The organism is Roseateles sp. GW821-FHT09G09 (assembly GCF_059415965.1).
The window spans coordinates 14,248-31,015 of the sequence record NZ_JBWKOG010000011.1; the positions used below are offsets into that span (position 1 = coordinate 14,248).

Annotated in this window: 20 protein-coding genes; all 20 read left to right on the plus strand. The window is 72.9% G+C overall.

What is annotated here, in order from left to right:
* The first annotated feature begins 3 nt into the window (after positions 1 to 3).
* A complete protein-coding gene (gene flgA / locus AC07O8_RS24345; RefSeq protein WP_495050506.1) occupies positions 4 to 1,062 on the plus strand; it encodes a flagellar basal body P-ring formation chaperone FlgA in 1,059 nt (352 codons plus the stop codon).
* Positions 1,059 to 1,754, plus strand: a complete 696-nt coding sequence (locus AC07O8_RS24350; RefSeq protein WP_495050507.1) for a flagellar basal body L-ring protein FlgH — start codon at positions 1,059 to 1,061, stop codon at positions 1,752 to 1,754. Before flgA ends, AC07O8_RS24350 begins: the two co-directional genes overlap by 4 nt.
* Before the next feature lie 11 nt (positions 1,755 to 1,765).
* The gene (locus tag AC07O8_RS24355; protein ID WP_495050508.1) at positions 1,766 to 2,920 is read left to right on the plus strand and encodes a flagellar basal body P-ring protein FlgI; all 1,155 of its coding nucleotides are present in this window, start codon (positions 1,766 to 1,768) and stop codon (positions 2,918 to 2,920) included.
* Between the two features lie 47 nt (positions 2,921 to 2,967).
* On the plus strand, positions 2,968 to 3,312 hold the full coding sequence (locus AC07O8_RS24360) for a flagellar basal body protein (protein ID WP_495050509.1): 345 nt from the start codon (positions 2,968 to 2,970) through the stop codon (positions 3,310 to 3,312).
* Between the two features lie 110 nt (positions 3,313 to 3,422).
* Positions 3,423 to 3,860, plus strand: coding sequence for a flagellar basal body rod protein FlgC (locus tag AC07O8_RS24365; protein ID WP_431256736.1), 438 nt, complete (start codon positions 3,423 to 3,425; stop codon positions 3,858 to 3,860).
* A gap of 1 nt (position 3,861) precedes the next feature.
* Positions 3,862 to 4,233: a flagellar hook-basal body complex protein FliE gene (gene fliE / locus AC07O8_RS24370; RefSeq protein WP_495050510.1), complete on the plus strand. Its 372-nt coding sequence runs from the start codon at positions 3,862 to 3,864 to the stop codon at positions 4,231 to 4,233.
* Between the two features lie 209 nt (positions 4,234 to 4,442).
* On the plus strand, positions 4,443 to 5,966 hold the full coding sequence (gene fliF / locus AC07O8_RS24375; RefSeq protein WP_495050511.1) for a flagellar basal-body MS-ring/collar protein FliF: 1,524 nt from the start codon (positions 4,443 to 4,445) through the stop codon (positions 5,964 to 5,966).
* Positions 5,963 to 6,802: a hypothetical protein gene (locus tag AC07O8_RS24380; protein WP_495050512.1), complete on the plus strand. Its 840-nt coding sequence runs from the start codon at positions 5,963 to 5,965 to the stop codon at positions 6,800 to 6,802. The genes fliF and AC07O8_RS24380 overlap by 4 nt, the downstream gene beginning before the upstream one ends.
* A complete protein-coding gene (locus AC07O8_RS24385) occupies positions 6,799 to 7,779 on the plus strand; it encodes a FliH/SctL family protein (RefSeq protein WP_495050513.1) in 981 nt (326 codons plus the stop codon). The genes AC07O8_RS24380 and AC07O8_RS24385 overlap by 4 nt, the downstream gene beginning before the upstream one ends.
* The gene (locus AC07O8_RS24390) at positions 7,776 to 9,107 is read left to right on the plus strand and encodes a FliI/YscN family ATPase (RefSeq protein WP_495050514.1); all 1,332 of its coding nucleotides are present in this window, start codon (positions 7,776 to 7,778) and stop codon (positions 9,105 to 9,107) included. The genes AC07O8_RS24385 and AC07O8_RS24390 overlap by 4 nt, the downstream gene beginning before the upstream one ends.
* A complete protein-coding gene (locus tag AC07O8_RS24395; protein ID WP_495050515.1) occupies positions 9,104 to 9,595 on the plus strand; it encodes a hypothetical protein in 492 nt (163 codons plus the stop codon). The genes AC07O8_RS24390 and AC07O8_RS24395 overlap by 4 nt, the downstream gene beginning before the upstream one ends.
* Positions 9,582 to 10,481, plus strand: coding sequence for a hypothetical protein (locus AC07O8_RS24400; protein WP_495050516.1), 900 nt, complete (start codon positions 9,582 to 9,584; stop codon positions 10,479 to 10,481). The genes AC07O8_RS24395 and AC07O8_RS24400 overlap by 14 nt, the downstream gene beginning before the upstream one ends.
* A gap of 1 nt (position 10,482) precedes the next feature.
* The gene (locus AC07O8_RS24405) at positions 10,483 to 10,896 is read left to right on the plus strand and encodes a flagellar hook assembly protein FlgD (RefSeq protein ID WP_495050517.1); all 414 of its coding nucleotides are present in this window, start codon (positions 10,483 to 10,485) and stop codon (positions 10,894 to 10,896) included.
* A 17-nt stretch (positions 10,897 to 10,913) separates the two neighbouring features.
* Entirely contained in the window at positions 10,914 to 12,095 is a 1,182-nt protein-coding gene (locus AC07O8_RS24410; RefSeq protein WP_495050518.1) for a flagellar hook protein FlgE, read from the plus strand.
* Positions 12,092 to 12,973 carry a FliM/FliN family flagellar motor switch protein gene (locus tag AC07O8_RS24415; protein ID WP_495050519.1) on the plus strand — a complete coding sequence of 294 codons (882 nt, stop codon included), beginning with the start codon at positions 12,092 to 12,094 and terminating at the stop codon, positions 12,971 to 12,973. Before AC07O8_RS24410 ends, AC07O8_RS24415 begins: the two co-directional genes overlap by 4 nt.
* A gap of 122 nt (positions 12,974 to 13,095) precedes the next feature.
* Positions 13,096 to 13,434 (plus strand): FliM/FliN family flagellar motor switch protein, encoded by a 339-nt coding sequence (locus AC07O8_RS24420; RefSeq protein WP_495050520.1) that lies wholly within the window; start codon positions 13,096 to 13,098, stop codon positions 13,432 to 13,434.
* A 19-nt stretch (positions 13,435 to 13,453) separates the two neighbouring features.
* Complete coding sequence (locus AC07O8_RS24425) at positions 13,454 to 13,804, plus strand: hypothetical protein (protein ID WP_495050521.1); 351 nt, start codon at positions 13,454 to 13,456, stop codon at positions 13,802 to 13,804.
* On the plus strand, positions 13,801 to 14,427 hold the full coding sequence (fliP, locus tag AC07O8_RS24430; RefSeq protein WP_495050522.1) for a flagellar type III secretion system pore protein FliP: 627 nt from the start codon (positions 13,801 to 13,803) through the stop codon (positions 14,425 to 14,427). The genes AC07O8_RS24425 and fliP overlap by 4 nt, the downstream gene beginning before the upstream one ends.
* A gap of 18 nt (positions 14,428 to 14,445) precedes the next feature.
* The gene (locus AC07O8_RS24435) at positions 14,446 to 15,336 is read left to right on the plus strand and encodes a sigma-70 family RNA polymerase sigma factor (RefSeq protein ID WP_495050523.1); all 891 of its coding nucleotides are present in this window, start codon (positions 14,446 to 14,448) and stop codon (positions 15,334 to 15,336) included.
* A 125-nt stretch (positions 15,337 to 15,461) separates the two neighbouring features.
* On the plus strand, positions 15,462 to 16,640 hold the full coding sequence (locus AC07O8_RS24440) for a tetratricopeptide repeat protein (RefSeq protein ID WP_495050524.1): 1,179 nt from the start codon (positions 15,462 to 15,464) through the stop codon (positions 16,638 to 16,640).
* Positions 16,641 to 16,768 lie beyond the last annotated feature (128 nt).

Consider the following 16,768-nt stretch of genomic DNA (forward strand, 5'->3'; position numbering starts at 1 on the left):
GCAATGACGCTCAACGCGGCTTTCCCCTCGATGCGCCAGGCGATGCTCACGTTGGCGGCCCGGTCGACGCGCGACGCCAGCGGCTCGTCCGCTCGGCGTGGTGTCGCGTTGCGCGCCATCGCTGCGAGCTACGTGATCGCAGTGGGCGCGTGCGCGATCGGCGCTCCGGCGTGGGCTGATGCGAGCCGCACGCTGCGTCTGCGCGACGAGGCCCGGGTGGATCCGGCCTCGACGACGGTGGCCGTCAACGACCTGCTGGTGTCGCCCGTGAGCGGCGAGTGGGCGTCCTGCGCCGACGCGCCGCGACCCGTCGGCGCGCGCACCGTGGTGCTCGGCCGGCTGTGGGTCGAGGCGCGCCTGCGCGAGTGCGGCGCCGCGCGCTGGCACTGGACCGGTCCCTTGAGCGCCCGCCTGAAATGGGCCGACGTCGCGATGCACGCGACGCCCGGCGAGGCCGTCGCCGCTGCGATGGACGTGTATGCGCGCGATGGCCGGAGCCCGCCCGCGCTCGACGACGCCGCGCTCGCCGCGTTGCCGGCGGGCGAGGCGGGCTTCGCTTATCGCGCGTCGCTGCCGCCGGGGCAGGGCGGTGGCGTGCCCGCCCTCGCGCTGCTGCGCCTGGAGGCGTATCGCGAGGGCCGTCTGGTCCGCAGCGACGCCTGGCAGGCCCGCATGCATCGCGTGGTCGAGGCCTGGATCGCGACCCGCACCGTGCAGCCGGGCGAGCCACTGTCGGCGGACGACTTCGAACGACGCGCGGTCGACGTGGCCGGCTGGTCCGAGCCGATCGACGCGACCGCGCCCTGGCCGGACGGCTGGCGTGCGCGCGGCCGCATCGCCGCGGGCGCGCCGCTGCTGCGCACGCGCATGGCGCCGGTGCCGGACGTGAGCGGCGGCGAACGCATCGTCGCCAGCGCGTCCGCGGGCCGCGTGACGCTGCAACTGGCGGCGACCGCGCTGCAGGATGGACAAGCCGGCTCGTGGGTGCGCGTGCGCCTGCCGGGCCGGCGCGACACCGTGATGGCCCGCGTGGCGGGCGACGGTCAAGTGGAGGTGAAATGACGAACGACACGACACGTGGCGCGCGCGGCCTGAAGGCCGCCAGCGCCGCGCCCATCGGCACCGCGCTCTTCGGCACCGTGGCCAACGCCGGCCGGGCCGCGCGCTCGGCCTCGGGCGCCGTGGCAATGATCGGCGCGCTGCTGCTGGCCTTCGCCGCCGCGACGCCCGCCGCCGCGCAGAGCCTCTACGAGGAGGCCAGCTACCGTCCACTGACCGCCGACAACAAGGCCTTCCGCGTCGGCGACGTGCTGACGGTCCAGGTGGTCGAGAACGCCAGCGCCGTGGCCAGCGCCGATTCGGGCAGCCATCGCAAGAACTCGGCGGGCTTCGAGCTGTTCCGCGACTCGAGCAACTTCCGCCGCGACGTCGGCGTCGCCACGACCGGCGACTTCGACGGCGGCGGACGCACCTCGCGTGCCGGCAAGCTGGTGACGCAGATGTCGGTCACCGTGACCGAGGTGCTGCCCAACGGCGACCTGCGCGTCAGCGGCGAGCAGTCGCTGGTGATCAACCAGGAGAAGCAGCAGATCCGCGTGACCGGCCAGGTGCGTCCGCAGGACATCACCGACGGCAACGTCGTGCTCTCGAGCCGGATCGCCGACGCGACCATCGACTACGACGGCGCCGGCGCGCTCACCGACAGCCAGCGCGTGCCGTGGTGGCAGCGCGTGCGCTCGTGGTTCGGACTGTGATGAGGCCCGTGATGTCTGTGATCCGATCGATGACGGCTGCGGCCATCGCCATGGCCTTCGCTGCGGCGCTCTCCTGCGCGCCCACGCTGGCGGCGGCGCCCGCGTCCGTGCCGTCCCCCGACGACGCCTTGCGGCTCAAGGACCTGGGCAAGGTGCAGGGCTGGCGCGAGAACGCGCTGATCGGCCAGGGCCTGGTGACCGGCCTGGCCGGCACCGGCGACGGTCCGTCCAACCGCGCGACGCGCCAGGCGCTGTCCAACGCGCTGTCGCAGTTCAACCTGAGCGTCACGCCCGACCAGGTGCAGAGCCGCAACGTCGCCGCCGTGATGGTGACCGCGCAGCTGCCGCCCTTCGCCAAGCCCGGCGACACGATCGACGTCACGGTGACCTCCATCGGCGACGCGCGCAGCCTCGTCGGCGGCACGCTGCTGCTGACGGCGCTGAAGGCGCCCAACGGCCGCATCTATGCGCTGTCGCAGGGACCGCTGGCGGTGGGCGGCTACCGCTACGACGCCAACGGCAACGTGGTGCAGAAGAACCATCCCACCGTGGGCGCGATCCCCGGCGGGGCGACCGTCGAGACCGGCCTGCCGGCGCAGGCCGCGCGTGCCACGGTCACCTTCGTGCTCAACGAGCCCGACTACACGACCTCGTCGCGCATGGCGGACGCGATCAACGCGCGCTTCGGCGTCACGCTGGCCGAACCGCGCGACGCCGGCGGCGTGGAGATCCAGATCCCCGACGCCTACCAGGCGCGCCCGGTGGCCTTCCTCGCGCAGATCGAGAACGTCACCGTGCACCCCGACCGCCGCGCGCGCGTCGTCATCAACGAACGCACCGGCACCGTGGTGGCCGGCGGCGACGTGCGCATCTCCGCGGTCGCGGTGTCGCACGGCGAGCTGCGCGTGTCGGTCTCGGCCGAGACCTCGGTGTCTCAGCCGCTGGTGATCGGCCGGCCGGGCGGCGGCGTGCGCACGGCGCTGGTGACCAACAGCCGGCTGGACGTCGGCGACAACGAACGCGCCGCCTACGTGACCGCCGACAACACCGTCGCCGACCTCGTGCAGGCGCTCACCCGCATGCGCATCGGCACGCGCGACGTGATCTCCGTGCTGCGCGCCGTCAAGGCCGCGGGTGCATTGCACGCCGACCTCATCGTGCAGTGACCGCACCCTGACCACGTCCTGACGACCGACTTCCGAAAGACTTCCCCATGCAGATCGAAGCCCTCTCCACCGCGCTGGTCGGCGCCGCCCTCGACGCGGCGGAACTGCGCCACCGCGTGATCGCCGCCAACATCGCCAACGCCGGCGCCGCCGGCTATGCGCGCCAGACCGTGAGCTTCGAGGCGCAGATGGATGCGCTCTCGAGCACCGGCGTGCCCGCCGCGCCCGAGGTCGTCCCTGCGCTCGGCCCCGGCGGCGAGCCCATGCCGGTCCGGCTGGACCAGGAGGCCGTGGACATGGCCGCCAACAGCCTGCAGTACCAGGCCCTGCTCAAGGCGCTGTCGCGCCATTACGGCGTGCTGCAGAGCGCGGTGACCGAAGGCAAGCGCTGAACTCGCAACGCCGCTGACGCCAGAACGCGCCTGACGCCAGGAACGCGACAAGCACGACCAGCACCACCCGCACGAAGCACGAAGCACACGAAGAACACGAAGGACCCCACATGGACATCCAAGCGAGTTTCGCCATCAGCGCCGCCGGCATGGATCTGGAGCGCCTGCGCTATGAGATCTCGGCGGCCAACCTGGCCAACGCCAACACCGTGAGCGGCAGCGCGCGCGGCGGTTTCCAGCCGCTGCGCGTGACGGCGCTGGCCGCGTCGCAGGCGGTCGGCGGCGTGGGCTTCGACGCGATGGTGCGCCAGGGCCTGACCGGTCCGGCCTACCAGATCGAGCCCGTGGGGGCCGAGGCCCGCGCGGTGCAGGACCCCGCCCACCCGATGGCCGACGCCGCGGGCAAGGTGTACTACCCGGCCGTCGACAACGCGGCTGAAATGATGCTGATGATGAGCGCGTCGCGGGCCTACGAGGCCAATGTCGCCGCGCTCAACACCGGCCGCACGATGGCGCTGCGCGCGCTGGACATCGGCAACGGAGGCTGACATGACGCAGGCGATCCCCTTCATCGAACCGGGCATGGCGCTGTCGGCGCTGACCGAGCTTCGGCCCGTGGCCTGGGCCGCGACGACCGCCGCGCAGGGCGCCGGCGCCAACGCCGCGACGGCAGCGGCCGGTGCGCCGGGCACCGTCGGCGGCGCCGACTTCGGCAAGCTGGTCAGCGACGGCCTGCAGGGCGTGCAGTCGGACTGGACGCAGGCGCAGTCGTCGATGCGCGCGCTGGCCGAGGGCCAGCCCGTCAACCTCCATCAGGTCATGATGAAGATGGAAGAAAGCCGGATCTCGTTCCAGCTCTTCCTGCAGGTGCGCAACCGGCTGCTGGAGTCCTACCAGGACGTGATGCGCATGCAGGTGTGAGGCCTTCTGGAGCGCATGACGCGTTGGCGTCGCGCCGGTGGCCCGTGACGGCCCGTGATGGCCCGTGATGGCGGGTGATGGCGGGTGATGGCGGGCAAGGACGCGCGAGGACGGAAACGAAGAGCAGAGGGCGCCGATCCGGCGGCCCGGCGGAGCAGGATGCGGACCGGTGCCACGAGCCCCGGCCGCCACGAGGATCGAGGGACGAGATGCGGGAGTTGTGGAACAAGCTGGACGGACGCCGCCGCGCGGGCCTGACCGTGGGCGCGGTGGTCATCGTGCTGGCGGTCGTCGTCGCCGGCGTGCTGCTGCTGAAGACCGAGCGCGACGTGCTCTTCAACGCGCTGGCGCCGCAGGACGCCGCCGCGATGACGGCCGAGCTCGAGAAGATGAAGGTGCCGTACCAGGTCTCCGAGGACGGGCAGGCCATCCTGGTCGACAAGGCGCAGGTGCACAAGCTGCGCATGAAGCTGATGGCGCGCGACCTGCCGCTGCACGGCGCGGTGGGCTTCGAGCTGTTCAACACCAACGACTTCGGCATGACCGAATTCGCCCAGAAGGTGAACTACCAGCGCGCGCTGCAGGGCGAGATCACGCGCACCATCCTGTCGCTCGAGGAGATCGAGACGGCGCGCGTGCACCTGGTGTTCGCGGAGGATGGGCTGCTCAAGCGCGAGCCGCAGCGCGCGAAGGCCTCGGTGACCGTCGGCGTGCGCCACGGCCGCACGCTGAAGGCGGACCAGGTCGCCGGCGTGCAGCGGCTGGTGGCCGCGGCGGTGCCGGGCATCGCCGTCGACGACGTGACGGTGCTGAGCCAGCGCGGCGTCGTGCTGAGCCGCTCGGCCGGGGCGGACGGTGACGGCGCGGGCCGCGCGGAGCTGCAGCAGGACGTGGAACGCCAACTGGAGCGCAAGGTGTCGCAGGTGCTGTCGCAGGCCTACGGGGCGGAGCAGTTCGTCAGCAGCGTCTCCGTCACGCTGGATCTGGACCAGGTGCGGGTGACGTCGGAAGAGGTGCTGGGCGCCGGCACCGGCGGGGAAGTGCCGCAGGGCTCGGTGCTGCGCGAGCGCGAGACGCTCACCGAAGCGCCGGCCACCACCGGCGTGCGCGACGGCGCGCAGTCGCCGGGCCGGTCGACGCGCGACACCGAATACCAGCTCGGCAAGCGCGTCGAGCAGGTCGTCAAGCGGCCGGGAGCGATCCAGCGCCTGCAGGTGCTGGCGGTGGTGCGCCAGCGGCTCGATGCCGCGCAGGTGGAACGCCTGCGCGCCGCGCTGTCGGCGGCGGTGGGCGCGGTCGCCGATCGCGGCGACGTGATCACGGTGCAGTCGCTGGACATGCTGGGCGCGGATCCGCGTGGCGGCGTCGCGGGTGCCGGTGCGGCCGGATCGATGGCCGCAAGCGCGGCGAACGGCGCGAACGGCGCGAACGGCGCCAACGGCACGAACGGCGGCGTCACCGGCAGCTTCGACACGACCGGCGTCGCGACGTCCCAGGACGTCGCCCCGGCTGCGCGCCCGGATGCGCAGCGCATCGTGCTGTGGGTGCTGGCTGGCCTGATCGCGCTGATCGGCGCGGTGCTGGTGGGGCGCATGTCCTCCGGCGCCCGTGCCGCCGAACCACGTCCTCTGAATGACGGCGAACGCGAACGTGTCCTGGCGCAGTTGCGTCAATGGACTGACGGCAATGCGCCGGCCGACGCCGCGCGCGGCGCGGAGGGAGCGGCGCGATGAGCGACCAGAGCTTCCAGGCGGCGCTGGCGCGGGGCGCGGGCGACGCCGGACTGCGGCAGGCGGCGGCGCTGATCCACGCGCTGGCGCCGGCCGATCGCCGGTGGGCGATCGCGCAGTTGCCGGCGCAGCAGCGCGACACCGTCGAAGCCCTGCTGGCTGAACTGACCGAGATGGGCCTGCCGCGCGAGCGCGCGATCGTCGAGGCGGCACTGCAACAGACGCCGGCTCACGGCGTGGCGGAGACCTCGTCGCAGCCTCGTGCGATGGCCGCTGCCGGCAGCGCGACCGCCGCAGTCGGCGCTGGTGCTGGTGCTGGTGCTGGTGCTGGTGCTGGTGCTGGTGCTGGTGCTGGTGCTGGTGCTGGTGCTGGTGCTGGTGCTGAAGCGGTGTCCGTCGGCCGTTCGACGAATCAGGTGGACGCGTCGGACGATGTCCTGGCCACCGCTGCGATGGTCGCCATCGACCGTTGGGTGAGCGCTCAAGGCGTGCCGGCGCTGGTCCGCACGCTGTCGGGCGAGCCGGTGGCGCTGCTCGCGCGCCTGTTGACCGTGCGGGACTGGGCGTGGCGCGCGGAAGCCGTGCGACATCTGCAGCCGGCCTTGCGGCAGGACGTCGTCGAAGCGATGCGGCTGCGCGCGGAAACCGACATTGGTGCCACGGCCGCTGACCACCGGCTGCTGGATCTGCTGGCGCAGCGCCTGGAGGCGTTGCATCCGGTGCCGGCCACGAAGTCCGGCTCTTCGTCGGGCGCATCGAGACAAGCGGGCTCTCCGCACGGTGCCTCGACCTTGAGCCGCCTGCTGTCGCGCTGGCGTGCGGGGCGGAGCGCTCGATGAGCCGCCACAACGCGGCCAAGCCGACACCGCAGGTCCTGAAGGGACTGCGGTTGACGACCGTCGTCCGCGGCCTGCCGTACCACGCGCAGGTCGCGCAGGCGCATGCGCAGACCTTGGCCGCCAAGCCGGTCGTGCCGGGCGCGTCTGCTGCTGCATCCTCAGCTGCATCGGCAGCGGGGATGGCGACCGCGGTCACCGGCGCGGCGGCGTCTGCGTCGATCACGCCTGGCGTTGCGCAGCAGGGTAGCACTGGCGCAAGCTTCTCCGATGAGATGCAGTCGGCGCAGACCGTCGAGCTCGAGGCGCAGGTCGCCGCGGCGCTTGCCGAGGCGGAGCGCGCCGGCTACCAGCAGGGACTCGCGAGCGGGCGCAAGGACGCGCAGCAGGAACTGGCGCGCGACCGCGAGGCGCTGGCCGTCGAGGCTGAGAAGCACACCGCTGAGCGGCAGGCCTCGGCGGAAGCCGCGATCGCAGCGCTCGAACAAGCCCTGCAACGCTCCGACGACGAGCAGCGCGCGCATCGCGAGCGCGTCGCCGCGCAGGCCGCCGGCCTGGCGTTCGAGGCGCTGTGCCGCGTCGTCGGGCGTTCGGGCGCGGTGACGGACAGCCTGCTGCCGTTGATCGAGGCCGCGCTCGACCGTTGGGCGGGCTCGGAGCGTCCGACGCTGCGCTTGTCGCCGGAGGACTTCGCCGCATTGAAGCTCGCAGTGCCGGAAGACCGTCTGCAGGCGCTGATGACGCGCGTCGAGGCGGTCGCCGATCCGTCGGTGCGGCCGATGGGCGCGCTGATCGAGGACGAGGACGGCGGGCTCGACATCGGCCTGGACACGCAGCTGCGCGCGCTGGGCCAGGCCTGGACCCGCGCGTTGTCGATACAGGACCAGGCGGCGGACCGCAAGTCGGACCGCAGCGCGGACCGCATGTCCCCGGCTCCTTCCCAAGGCAAGGGGCCTGGCACGCCGGAGGACGCGGCATGACGTCGATGGACGCGCTGTTCGACGCGACGCGGCAGGCGACGATGGCCCGGCCGTTCGGCCGGCTGCGCGGCGTCAGCGGCTTGACCGTCACCAGCGCGGGCCCGGCGCTCGCGATGGGCGACCTGTGCGAGGTGCTGCACGAGGACGGCCGCGTGCAGGCGCTGGCCGAGGTCGTCGCCGTTCGCGGTCGCGACCTGACGCTGATGCCTTTCGGCGACGCGCACGGCATGCAGGCCGGCGCTCGGGTGCGCGCCGCGCCGCGCCGCAACGTCGCCGAGGTGGGTCCGGCCTTGCTGGGCCGCGTGATCGATGGCCTGGGTGAGCCGCTGGACGGTTTCCCGCTCCCGCGCAGCCACGGCGCGCGACCGCTGCGCGCAGCGGCGCCGGACGCCATGGCGCGGCCGCGCATCGCGCGCACCCTGTCGACCGGCGTGCGCGCGCTCGACGCGATGCTGCCGCTGGGCCACGGCCAGCGCGTGGGCATCTTCGCCGGCAGCGGCGTCGGCAAGAGCACGCTGTTGGGCATGATGGCGCGCCACGCGCGCGCCGACTACAACGTCATCGCGCTGATCGGGGAACGCGGTCGCGAGGTGCGCGAGTTCATCGAGGACCAGCTCGGCGCGGACGGCCTGGCGCGCAGCGTCGTGGTCGTCGCCACCTCGGACCAGCCCGCGCCGATGCGGGTGCGCGCGGCCTACCTGGCGGTCGCCATCGCCGAAGGGCTGCGGGCGCAGGGCGCCGACGTGCTGCTGACGATGGACTCGATCACCCGCCTGGCGATGGCACGGCGCGAGATCGGCCTGTCCGCCGGCGAGCCGCCGACCGCGCGCGGCTACACGCCCTCGGTGTTCAGCGAACTGCCCGCGTTGTGCGAGCGCCTGGGCACGCACGGCGGCGGCGGATCGATCACCGGCCTGCTGACCGTGCTGGTGGAGGGTGACGATTTCAACGAGCCGATCTCGGACTGCCTGCGCGCGACGCTGGACGGCCACATCGTGCTGACGCGCGAGCTCGCCCATCAGGGCCACTACCCGGCGGTGGACGTGCTCAAGAGCAGCAGCCGCCTGCTGGGCGACCTGCTCGACGCCGGCGAACGCCGGCTGGTGCACCGCGTGCGCGCGGGCATGGCGCTGCTGGCCCGCAACCGCTCGATGATGGAGATCGGCGCCTACGAGAAGGGCAGCCACGCCGCGCTGGACCGCGCGATCGCGGCCGAGCCGGCGCTGCTGCGCTTCCTGCGCCAGGACCGCGAGCCCGTGTCGCGCGAGGACGCGCTGCGGGCGCTGGCGGGACTCGCCGACCAGTTCGGACCGGAGGACGCGGTATGACCGTGGACCTGCGCGGCTTCTCCCACCCGGCCTCGCGCCTGCGCGAACGGGCCGAATGGCGCCTGGCCCGCGCCGAGCGCGAACTGGCGCTGGCGCAGGCGGCGCTCGACGAGGCGCAGACCGCGCTGGACGCGACGGCCGCGGCGATCGAGGCGACGGTGCGCGCCATGTCGGCGGACCAGTTGCGCGGACACGGCGGCGAAGTGCATGCCTTGCACGCCAACCGCGTCGTCCATCTGCTGGCCGAGCGCCGGACCCGCGAGGCCGCCCGCGACCAGCGGCGCGAGGCGCGCGACGCGCGCGAGCGGCGCTGCGTCGAGTTGCGCCAGGAGATCCAGGGTCTGGAGCGCGTCCACGCGCAGGCGCTGGAACTGCATGCCGTCGAGCAGACGCAGGCGCACTGGCGCGCGCTCGACGATCACGTGATGACCCGCGCGCAGTGGCTCGCCGCGCGCGCGGTGCGGGAGGATGACCATGCGGATCGATGACCCGATCCTGGCGCTCGCGAACCGCGACGCGAACCGTGAAGCGGCCCGCGATGGCGGCCGACCGGTCGGCGGCGAAGGCGGCGCACAGGCCTGGCTGATGGAGATGGAGCGTGCGCGCCGAGACAGCTGGCAGTGCGACGCGACCGCGCCAGGCGTGGCCGCCTCGGCGATCGACGCCGCAGCCGGCACGACCGCGTCGACCGCGGGCACGCCGTCGGTGTCGGGCGGCATGGGGCCGATGGGCACCGCGACGCCCGCCACCGGTGAACGTCCGCTGCGTCCCTACGGCGTGGAGCCGCTCGCATCACAGACGCCCACGAGCCTATCGCCAACCGGCGACGCCGCGGCGCTTGCCGCATCGCCGCAGCTCGACATGACGTCCGGCGCGCTGGCGAAGGGCGTCGGCACCACGGCGCAGTCGCCGGCCGTCCCGCTGGATGACCACGCGGCAGTCGCCCCGATCACGGCGGCGGACGGCTCGCGGGGCGCCGGTCGTGCCGCTGAAGCGGCGATGGCGTCGGCATCCCCCCGTGGGGCGACCGCGACCGGTCGCCCAGTCACCGATCGCGCCGCAGCCGCTGATCGCGCCGCAGCCGCAGCCGCGGAGGGCGAGCAGCAGCCTGTGCGCCTGCACGTCGAGCGTGGCATCGACGGCCGGCTCAACGCCTGGCTGGGCGTCGACCACGGCGCGGCGGAGCAGGCCGCGGCGGTGGTCGCGCACTGGCGCGACGACACGCGGCGCCGCGGCGAGTCCGTCGGCACCGTCCACATCAACGGTCAGGTGCTCGCCCGCGACGGCGCGGCGTCCGACCGGCCGGCCTCCGCGCCGGCCGAGCTGCCGGCGTCCACGCCGGCCTTCATCGATTCCAACGCAGGGGCACATTGACATGGCAACCATCGGCGCGGTCACCGGGACCGGTTCGGCACTGTCCGGCAATTCGTCCATCGGGCTGCAGGACTTCCTCAAGATCCTGATCTCGCAACTGAGCTTCCAGGATCCGCTCAAGCCCATGGACAACCAGCAGTTCATGGCGCAGATGGCGCAGTTCACGGCGCTGGAGCAGAGCCAGCAGCTCAACACCAAGATGGACGCGCTGCTGAGCACGCAGGCCTCGCTGCAGTCTGTCGGCCTGATCGGCCGCACCGTCGACGTCACCACCGAGACCGGCACGCTGTCGGGCACGGTGGTCGCGTTGTCGCTGTCCGGCCCGCAACCCAGCATCTCGGTCCGGGACAGCAACGGGACGGTCACGCCGAACCTGTCGCTGGACCAGATCACCGCCGTGCGCACCACCACCTGACCCGCGAAGGACTCGTCATGCTCGACTCCATCTTCATCGGCATGTCCGGCCTGGACAGCTTCTCCAAGGGCATCAAGCTCATCGGCAACAACACCGCCAACATGAACACGCCGGGCTACAAGGGCTCGACGCTGCAGTTCGGCGACCTGATGTACAGCGGACACGCGCCCGCCGGCGGCGAGGGCGAGCGCGCGGGCACCGGCGTGAACGCCTTCGGCAGCTACCTCAACCTGAAGGCCGGCGAACTGCGCCAGACCGAGAACGGCATGGACATGGCCGTCGACGGCAGCGGGCTCTTCGTGCTGCGCAACACCGACGGGGAGATCCGCTACACGCGCGCCGGGCAGTTCGACTTCGACCTCGAGGGCCGCCTGATCAACCGCAACGACCAGTCGCGCGTGCAGGCGCTGGACGGCGAGGGCGGCCTGGCCGACGTCGTGCTCGACAAGCTGCGGGTCAGCGCGCCGGCCGCGAGCAAGCGCGTGGCCTTCCGCGGCAACCTGTCGAGCTCGGCCACCGACCAGACCATCTCCAACGTCAACGTGCTGGACGCGCAGGGCGGCACGCACCCGCTCACCGTCAAGCTCACCAGCAAGAGCCCGGACAAGGTCGGCTACTGGAGCGTCTCGGTGCTGGACGGCACCGTGGAGATCGGCACCGGCGAGATCGGTTTCAAGGACGGCTCGCCGATCGCGGACGCGTCCAAGGTGAACATCACCTACACCCCCTCGGGCCAGGCGACCGCGCTGCCGCTGGTGCTGGACTTCAGCACCGAGGTGACCTCGTTCGCGTCGGGCAACCTGTCGACGCTGGCCTTCGCGTCGCAGGACGGCTTCCAGGCGGGCACGCTGAGCAAGACCGCCGTGGACGAGACGGGCACGCTGGTGCTGACCTACTCGAACGGCCAGACCGCCAAGGGGCAGAAGCTGGCGCTGATGCGCTACGAGTCGCCCGAGGCCGTGCTGCAGATCGGCAACAACCAGTTCGAGGACGCCGGCCGCGGCGGCCTGCGCCTGGGTCATGCGCAGGAAAGCGGCTTCGGCGCGGTGCGCGCGGGCTACATCGAGCTCTCCAACGTCGACCTGTCCAAGGAGTTCTCGGACCTGATCATCATGCAGCGCGGCTACCAGGCCTCGTCGCAGATCGTCTCCACGGCCAACGAGATGATCCAGCAGCTGTTCTCGATGAGGGGCAAATGAGCACCGGCGCTTTCCTGAGGCTGCCGGCCGCAGTGCCCGTGCGACGTTTCACCGCGGCGCAGCGCGAGGCGCTCGCGCTGCGCCTGCTGCCCGCCTGGCGCGCCTGGTGCGCGGAGTGGTCGCTGGCGCGCGCGGACGTGCGCGTCGAGCCGCTGGTGCAGGGCGCCACGCGCGCGCATCCGTCGGGCGGCTGGCGCGTCGCCGGACGTCTGGGCGATGGTGCCGGGGGCTTCGGCGGCCCGCTCGTGCGCGAGTCCGGCCGCCAGGCGCTGATCGCTGCCGCCATGGACCTGTCCGGCGAGACCGCCTGGGCTGAGGACAGTCTGGCCGCGTCTTTCGCTGCGTCGGTGGAGGCCTCGTGGCGCGCCTGGCGCGACGGTTGGCTCGGCGCGGTGTCGCCCGCCGACGAGGCGCCTGCCGGTGCGATCGCGGAGACCGCTTCCGCGGCCGAGCTCGGCGAACTGGTCCTGAGCTTCTCATGCGTGCGCGCCGGGGACGCAGCCTCCTCGGAGCCGGTCGAACGGACGGTGCGCGTGGCCGCCTCGTCACTGATGGCGCTGCTGCCGTCCGTGTCGGCGGGCGATGCCGCGGCATCGACCACGACATCGCCGGGCCCCGTGCTCGCACCGCTGCCGCGCGCCATCGCGCACCTGCGGGTGCGGGTGCGGGTGCACCTGGGCCAGGCGGCGCTGCAGATGGGCCAGTTGATGGACCTGCAGCCCGGCGACGTGATCCCGCTGGCCCATCCGCTGGCGCGTCCGGCCGGATTGACCTTCGCTGAACCCGGCGGCCTGCCGCTCGCCGCCGAGGCCCGGCTGGGCCGCAGCGGCCCGCACTGGGCGGTGCGCGTCGATCCCGCGCCGCCGCCGACTTCCTGATCCGCACGGCGATCGCGCCAGTTGCGCTTCCTGCGCGTCTCCGATCGCCGACTCCGCCTGATGTCGACCGTCCTCCAACGACGTTCTCCATCGACCGTCCCATTTCGATTGCGTTTCCCGCCATGCAACCCGCTCTCCACGACCTCGACCTGCAAGACCTGACCCCTGGCGCACCCGGCGTATCCGGCGCCGCGGGCGGCCCCCCGCAACCGCTGGCCGGCCTGGAAGGCCTGAAGACGCTGCCGGTGCAGCTGGACGTGCTGCTCGGCACCGCCCAGGTCACGGTCGGCGACCTGATGGCCTGCCGGCCCGGCGAGGTGCTGCGCCTGGACCGCACGGTGGAGCAGGGCGTCGACCTGGTGATCAACGGCCATGTGGTCGCGCGCGGCCGCCTGGTCGCGCTGGACGACAGCTTCGCGATCCAGCTGACCGAGACGCCCGACCTGCGCGCGGCGGGCTGACGGCAGGCGGGCGATGGCGATGTCCTCTTCTTCCGTGATGCCGGAATTCCCGGTGGCCGGGCTGGTGCTGCTGGGCTTGCTGGCGCTGGTGGCCGTGGTGGCCTGGGCCCGCGTGCCGGGCGTCGCCGCGCGCTGGCGTGCGGCCTGGCCTGGTGCCGCCGCTCGTGCCGCCGCTCGTGGGGCCGCCGGCGTGACCGACCGCGCCGTCCCGCCGCGCGTGCGCGCGCAACAGCGGCTGGACGCGTTCAGCGTGGTCCACGACCTCGAATGGGCCGACGGCCGGCGGCTGCTCGTCTGCACGACGCGCGGCGCCGCGCCGGTGGTGCTGGACCGCACGGCGCCCGAAGGCGCCGCGGAGCCGCAGGCATGAGCGGCAGTCCCGTCCAGATCGTCCTCGGGCTGACCCTGCTGGCGGCCTTGCCGGCGCTGCTGGTCTGCCTGACCTCGTTCCTGCGCATCATCGTCGTGCTGTCGATGCTGCGCCACGCGATCGGCCTGCCCGAGACGCCGCCCAACGTCGTGCTGATCGGCATGGCGCTGCTGCTGACCGGCTTCACGATGTCGCCGGTGCTGGAGCGCGTGCACGACGACGCGCTGCGGCCCTACCTGGCCGGCAAGATGGAGGGCACCGTCGCGCTGGACAAGGGCTTGCAGCCGCTGCGCGGCTTCATGCTGAAGCAGACGCGCGAGGCCGACATCTTCATGATGGCCGACCTGGCCAAGCGCCCCCGGCCCACGACCGAGGCGGACGTGCCGATGACGCAGCTGGCGGCGGCCTTCATGGTGTCCGAGCTGCGCGCCGCGTTCCAGATCGGCTTCGTGGTGTTCCTGCCCTTCCTGCTCATCGACCTGCTGGTGTCCAGCATCCTGATGGCGCTGGGCATGATGATGATGCCGCCGGTGACCATCGCGATGCCGCTGAAGATCCTGATGTTCGTGCTGGTCGACGGCTGGGGCCTGCTGCTGCGGGCGCTGATCGGGTCCTTCCACTGACGGGACCCGGACGCCCCGATGTCGACCGGGATCGTGACCTCGCCCTGGCCGCAGCCCGCGGACCTGGCACCGCTGTGGCGGACGCGGCGGGACGACGCGCGCGCCCGGGAGGCGCTGGTGCGCCACTTCCTGCCTTACGCGCGGATGCAGGCGGCGCGGCTCTTCGCCGGCCGGCCGGGCGACGAGCTCGACTTCGGCGACTACTTCCAGTTCGCCTCCGTCGCGCTGACGGAGGCCGTCGACAGCTACGACCCCGCGCGCGGGGCGCGCTTCGAGACCTACGCCGCCTATCGCATCCGCGGCGCGGTGCTGGACGGCGTGGCCTCGATGTCCGAGCGCCAGCGCCAGATCGCCACGACGCGCGAGCTGCGGCAGGCGCGGCTGAAGTCGCTGCTGCGGGAAGCGGCCGAGGCGGGCGAGGCGGAGTCCGGAGAGGTGCCGCCGTCGACGTCGCCGGGCGATGGGATCGACGTCCCGATCGACGTCGCGATCGCCATCAATGCGGAGCTCGATGCGCTCGTGGGGACCGAGGCCGGGACCACGGCTGCACGCAAGCCCTCCCTGTTCCCCAAGGGCAGCGCGCTCGAGCGCCTGTCCGAGGCGGGCCTGGGACTGGCGATCGGTCTGATGCTGGAGGGCACGGGCCTGATCGATGCCGGTCCCGATGCGCCGGCGCCGGCCGCGCAGATGCCGTACGCGCGGCTGGAGATGCGACAGCAGCGCGATCGTCTGCTCGCGCTGATGCGGCAGTTGCCCGAGCCGCAGCGGCGGGTGCTCGAATGGCACTATCTGCAGGGGCATCCGTTCGACGCGCTGGCCGCGCGCACGGGGCTCAGCAAGGGCCGCATCTCCCAGTTGCACCGCGCCGCGCTCGACACGCTGCGGCGACGGCTGGAGGAGGACGGATGATGTGGCCCCGACGCCGTGCCTTCGACACCTTCGATCCCGTTTGATTCCGCCTGATCCTGTTCGATCCCGCTGGATCCCACCGATGCCATGGATCCCGTTGGATCCGATTTTCCGGACACGACCCGATGACCAACGACACCTCGCCTCAAGTGCAACGACTGCAACGCCTGCTGAGCTACCTGGAGCAGGACCCCGGCAACGACCTGCTGCGTCAGGACGCGATTGCGGTGGCCTGCGACGTGGGCGACGGCGCCACGGCGCGTCGCCTGCTCGACGAGCGCGCCGCGCGCGGCGCGCTGCCCGCGCTGCCGTGGGGCTTCCTGGCCGCGCGCACCGCGCTGGCCGATGGTGACTTCGACACCGCGCTGCGGCAGTGGGACGCATTGGCCGCCGACGACGGCGTGGGGACGGAGGAGCGCATGCTGGCCGCGTCGGCGGCCGCGCAACTGCGCCTGCGTCGCGGCGGACCGGAGGCCGTGGCGGACGCCTCGCGCACGCTGGCGCCGTTCATCGACGGCGCGGCCGCGCAGTCGCCGCTGCCCGACGCGGCGCAGGCCGCGTGGCTGCGTGTCGAGCACCATGCCGGCCGTCTGAGCGAAGGCTTGGACTGGGCGCTGGCGCGCGAGGCGGCGGGGCAGCTCGCGCCGGAAGCGGCGGGCGTCGCCAGCCTGATCGCGATGGACGCGAACGACGTGGCCGCCTGCTCGCGCCTGACGCGCGTCGCGCTGGCGGCCTTGCCGGAGCAGGGCGAGGCGCTGGTGTCGGCGGCGGCGCTGTCGCTGGTCGACGGTCAGCCGGAAGAGGCGCTGAAGCTGAACGAGCGCGTCACCGCGGCGCGTCCGTCGGACGGCCGCGCATGGACCCAGCTCGGGGCGGCGCGCCTGCTGGCGCTGGACCTGCAGGGCGCGCGCGTCGCCTATGCCCGGGCGACGGAGCTGATGCCGGGCCACGCCGGCAGCTGGCACGGCCTGGCCTGGGCGCAACTGCTGCTGGGCGACCTGGTCGAGGCGGAGCGCCTGCTGGACCACGCGCTCGAGGTGGACCGCAACTTCGCCGAGACGCATGGCGCGCTGGCCGTGGTGTATGCGCGCACCGGTCGCCGCACGATGGCGCAGGACGCGCTGCGGCGCGCGCGGGGTCTGGATGCCGGCAGCTTCGCGGCGCAGTACGCGCAGGCGCTGCTGGATCATCCGGAACTGCAGGGTGAGGAAGTGATGGCGCTGGCGACGCGACTGCTCGATGGGCAGCAGCTGCCCAACGGTCAGCGGGCGTCCAGCCTGCTCGGGGTCGTGCGGCGCCGGTGAGACGGATCGACGCTGGACCGGCGGCTCGTTCAGCGGGTCGGCCGGTACGGCGCTTGATAGTGACGAGGGAGCGTTCGTTGGCGAACCCAGGGTGTGACGTCGCCGCATTGCGCTTGTCCCCCCTGAAT

What these genes read in the sequence shown, in the direction of transcription:
- flgA (WP_495050506.1), top strand. Translation starts at nt 4, where the DNA reads ATGACGCTCAACGCGGCTTTCCCCTCGATGCGCCAGGCGATGCTCACG.
- AC07O8_RS24350 (WP_495050507.1), top strand. Translation starts at nt 1,059, where the DNA reads ATGACGAACGACACGACACGTGGCGCGCGCGGCCTGAAGGCCGCCAGC.
- AC07O8_RS24355 (WP_495050508.1), top strand. Translation starts at nt 1,766, where the DNA reads ATGTCTGTGATCCGATCGATGACGGCTGCGGCCATCGCCATGGCCTTC.
- AC07O8_RS24360 (WP_495050509.1), top strand. Translation starts at nt 2,968, where the DNA reads ATGCAGATCGAAGCCCTCTCCACCGCGCTGGTCGGCGCCGCCCTCGAC.
- AC07O8_RS24365 (WP_431256736.1), top strand. Translation starts at nt 3,423, where the DNA reads ATGGACATCCAAGCGAGTTTCGCCATCAGCGCCGCCGGCATGGATCTG.
- fliE (WP_495050510.1), top strand. Translation starts at nt 3,862, where the DNA reads ATGACGCAGGCGATCCCCTTCATCGAACCGGGCATGGCGCTGTCGGCG.
- fliF (WP_495050511.1), top strand. Translation starts at nt 4,443, where the DNA reads ATGCGGGAGTTGTGGAACAAGCTGGACGGACGCCGCCGCGCGGGCCTG.
- AC07O8_RS24380 (WP_495050512.1), top strand. Translation starts at nt 5,963, where the DNA reads ATGAGCGACCAGAGCTTCCAGGCGGCGCTGGCGCGGGGCGCGGGCGAC.
- AC07O8_RS24385 (WP_495050513.1), top strand. Translation starts at nt 6,799, where the DNA reads ATGAGCCGCCACAACGCGGCCAAGCCGACACCGCAGGTCCTGAAGGGA.
- AC07O8_RS24390 (WP_495050514.1), top strand. Translation starts at nt 7,776, where the DNA reads ATGACGTCGATGGACGCGCTGTTCGACGCGACGCGGCAGGCGACGATG.
- AC07O8_RS24395 (WP_495050515.1), top strand. Translation starts at nt 9,104, where the DNA reads ATGACCGTGGACCTGCGCGGCTTCTCCCACCCGGCCTCGCGCCTGCGC.
- AC07O8_RS24400 (WP_495050516.1), top strand. Translation starts at nt 9,582, where the DNA reads ATGCGGATCGATGACCCGATCCTGGCGCTCGCGAACCGCGACGCGAAC.
- AC07O8_RS24405 (WP_495050517.1), top strand. Translation starts at nt 10,483, where the DNA reads ATGGCAACCATCGGCGCGGTCACCGGGACCGGTTCGGCACTGTCCGGC.
- AC07O8_RS24410 (WP_495050518.1), top strand. Translation starts at nt 10,914, where the DNA reads ATGCTCGACTCCATCTTCATCGGCATGTCCGGCCTGGACAGCTTCTCC.
- AC07O8_RS24415 (WP_495050519.1), top strand. Translation starts at nt 12,092, where the DNA reads ATGAGCACCGGCGCTTTCCTGAGGCTGCCGGCCGCAGTGCCCGTGCGA.
- AC07O8_RS24420 (WP_495050520.1), top strand. Translation starts at nt 13,096, where the DNA reads ATGCAACCCGCTCTCCACGACCTCGACCTGCAAGACCTGACCCCTGGC.
- AC07O8_RS24425 (WP_495050521.1), top strand. Translation starts at nt 13,454, where the DNA reads ATGTCCTCTTCTTCCGTGATGCCGGAATTCCCGGTGGCCGGGCTGGTG.
- fliP (WP_495050522.1), top strand. Translation starts at nt 13,801, where the DNA reads ATGAGCGGCAGTCCCGTCCAGATCGTCCTCGGGCTGACCCTGCTGGCG.
- AC07O8_RS24435 (WP_495050523.1), top strand. Translation starts at nt 14,446, where the DNA reads ATGTCGACCGGGATCGTGACCTCGCCCTGGCCGCAGCCCGCGGACCTG.
- AC07O8_RS24440 (WP_495050524.1), top strand. Translation starts at nt 15,462, where the DNA reads ATGACCAACGACACCTCGCCTCAAGTGCAACGACTGCAACGCCTGCTG.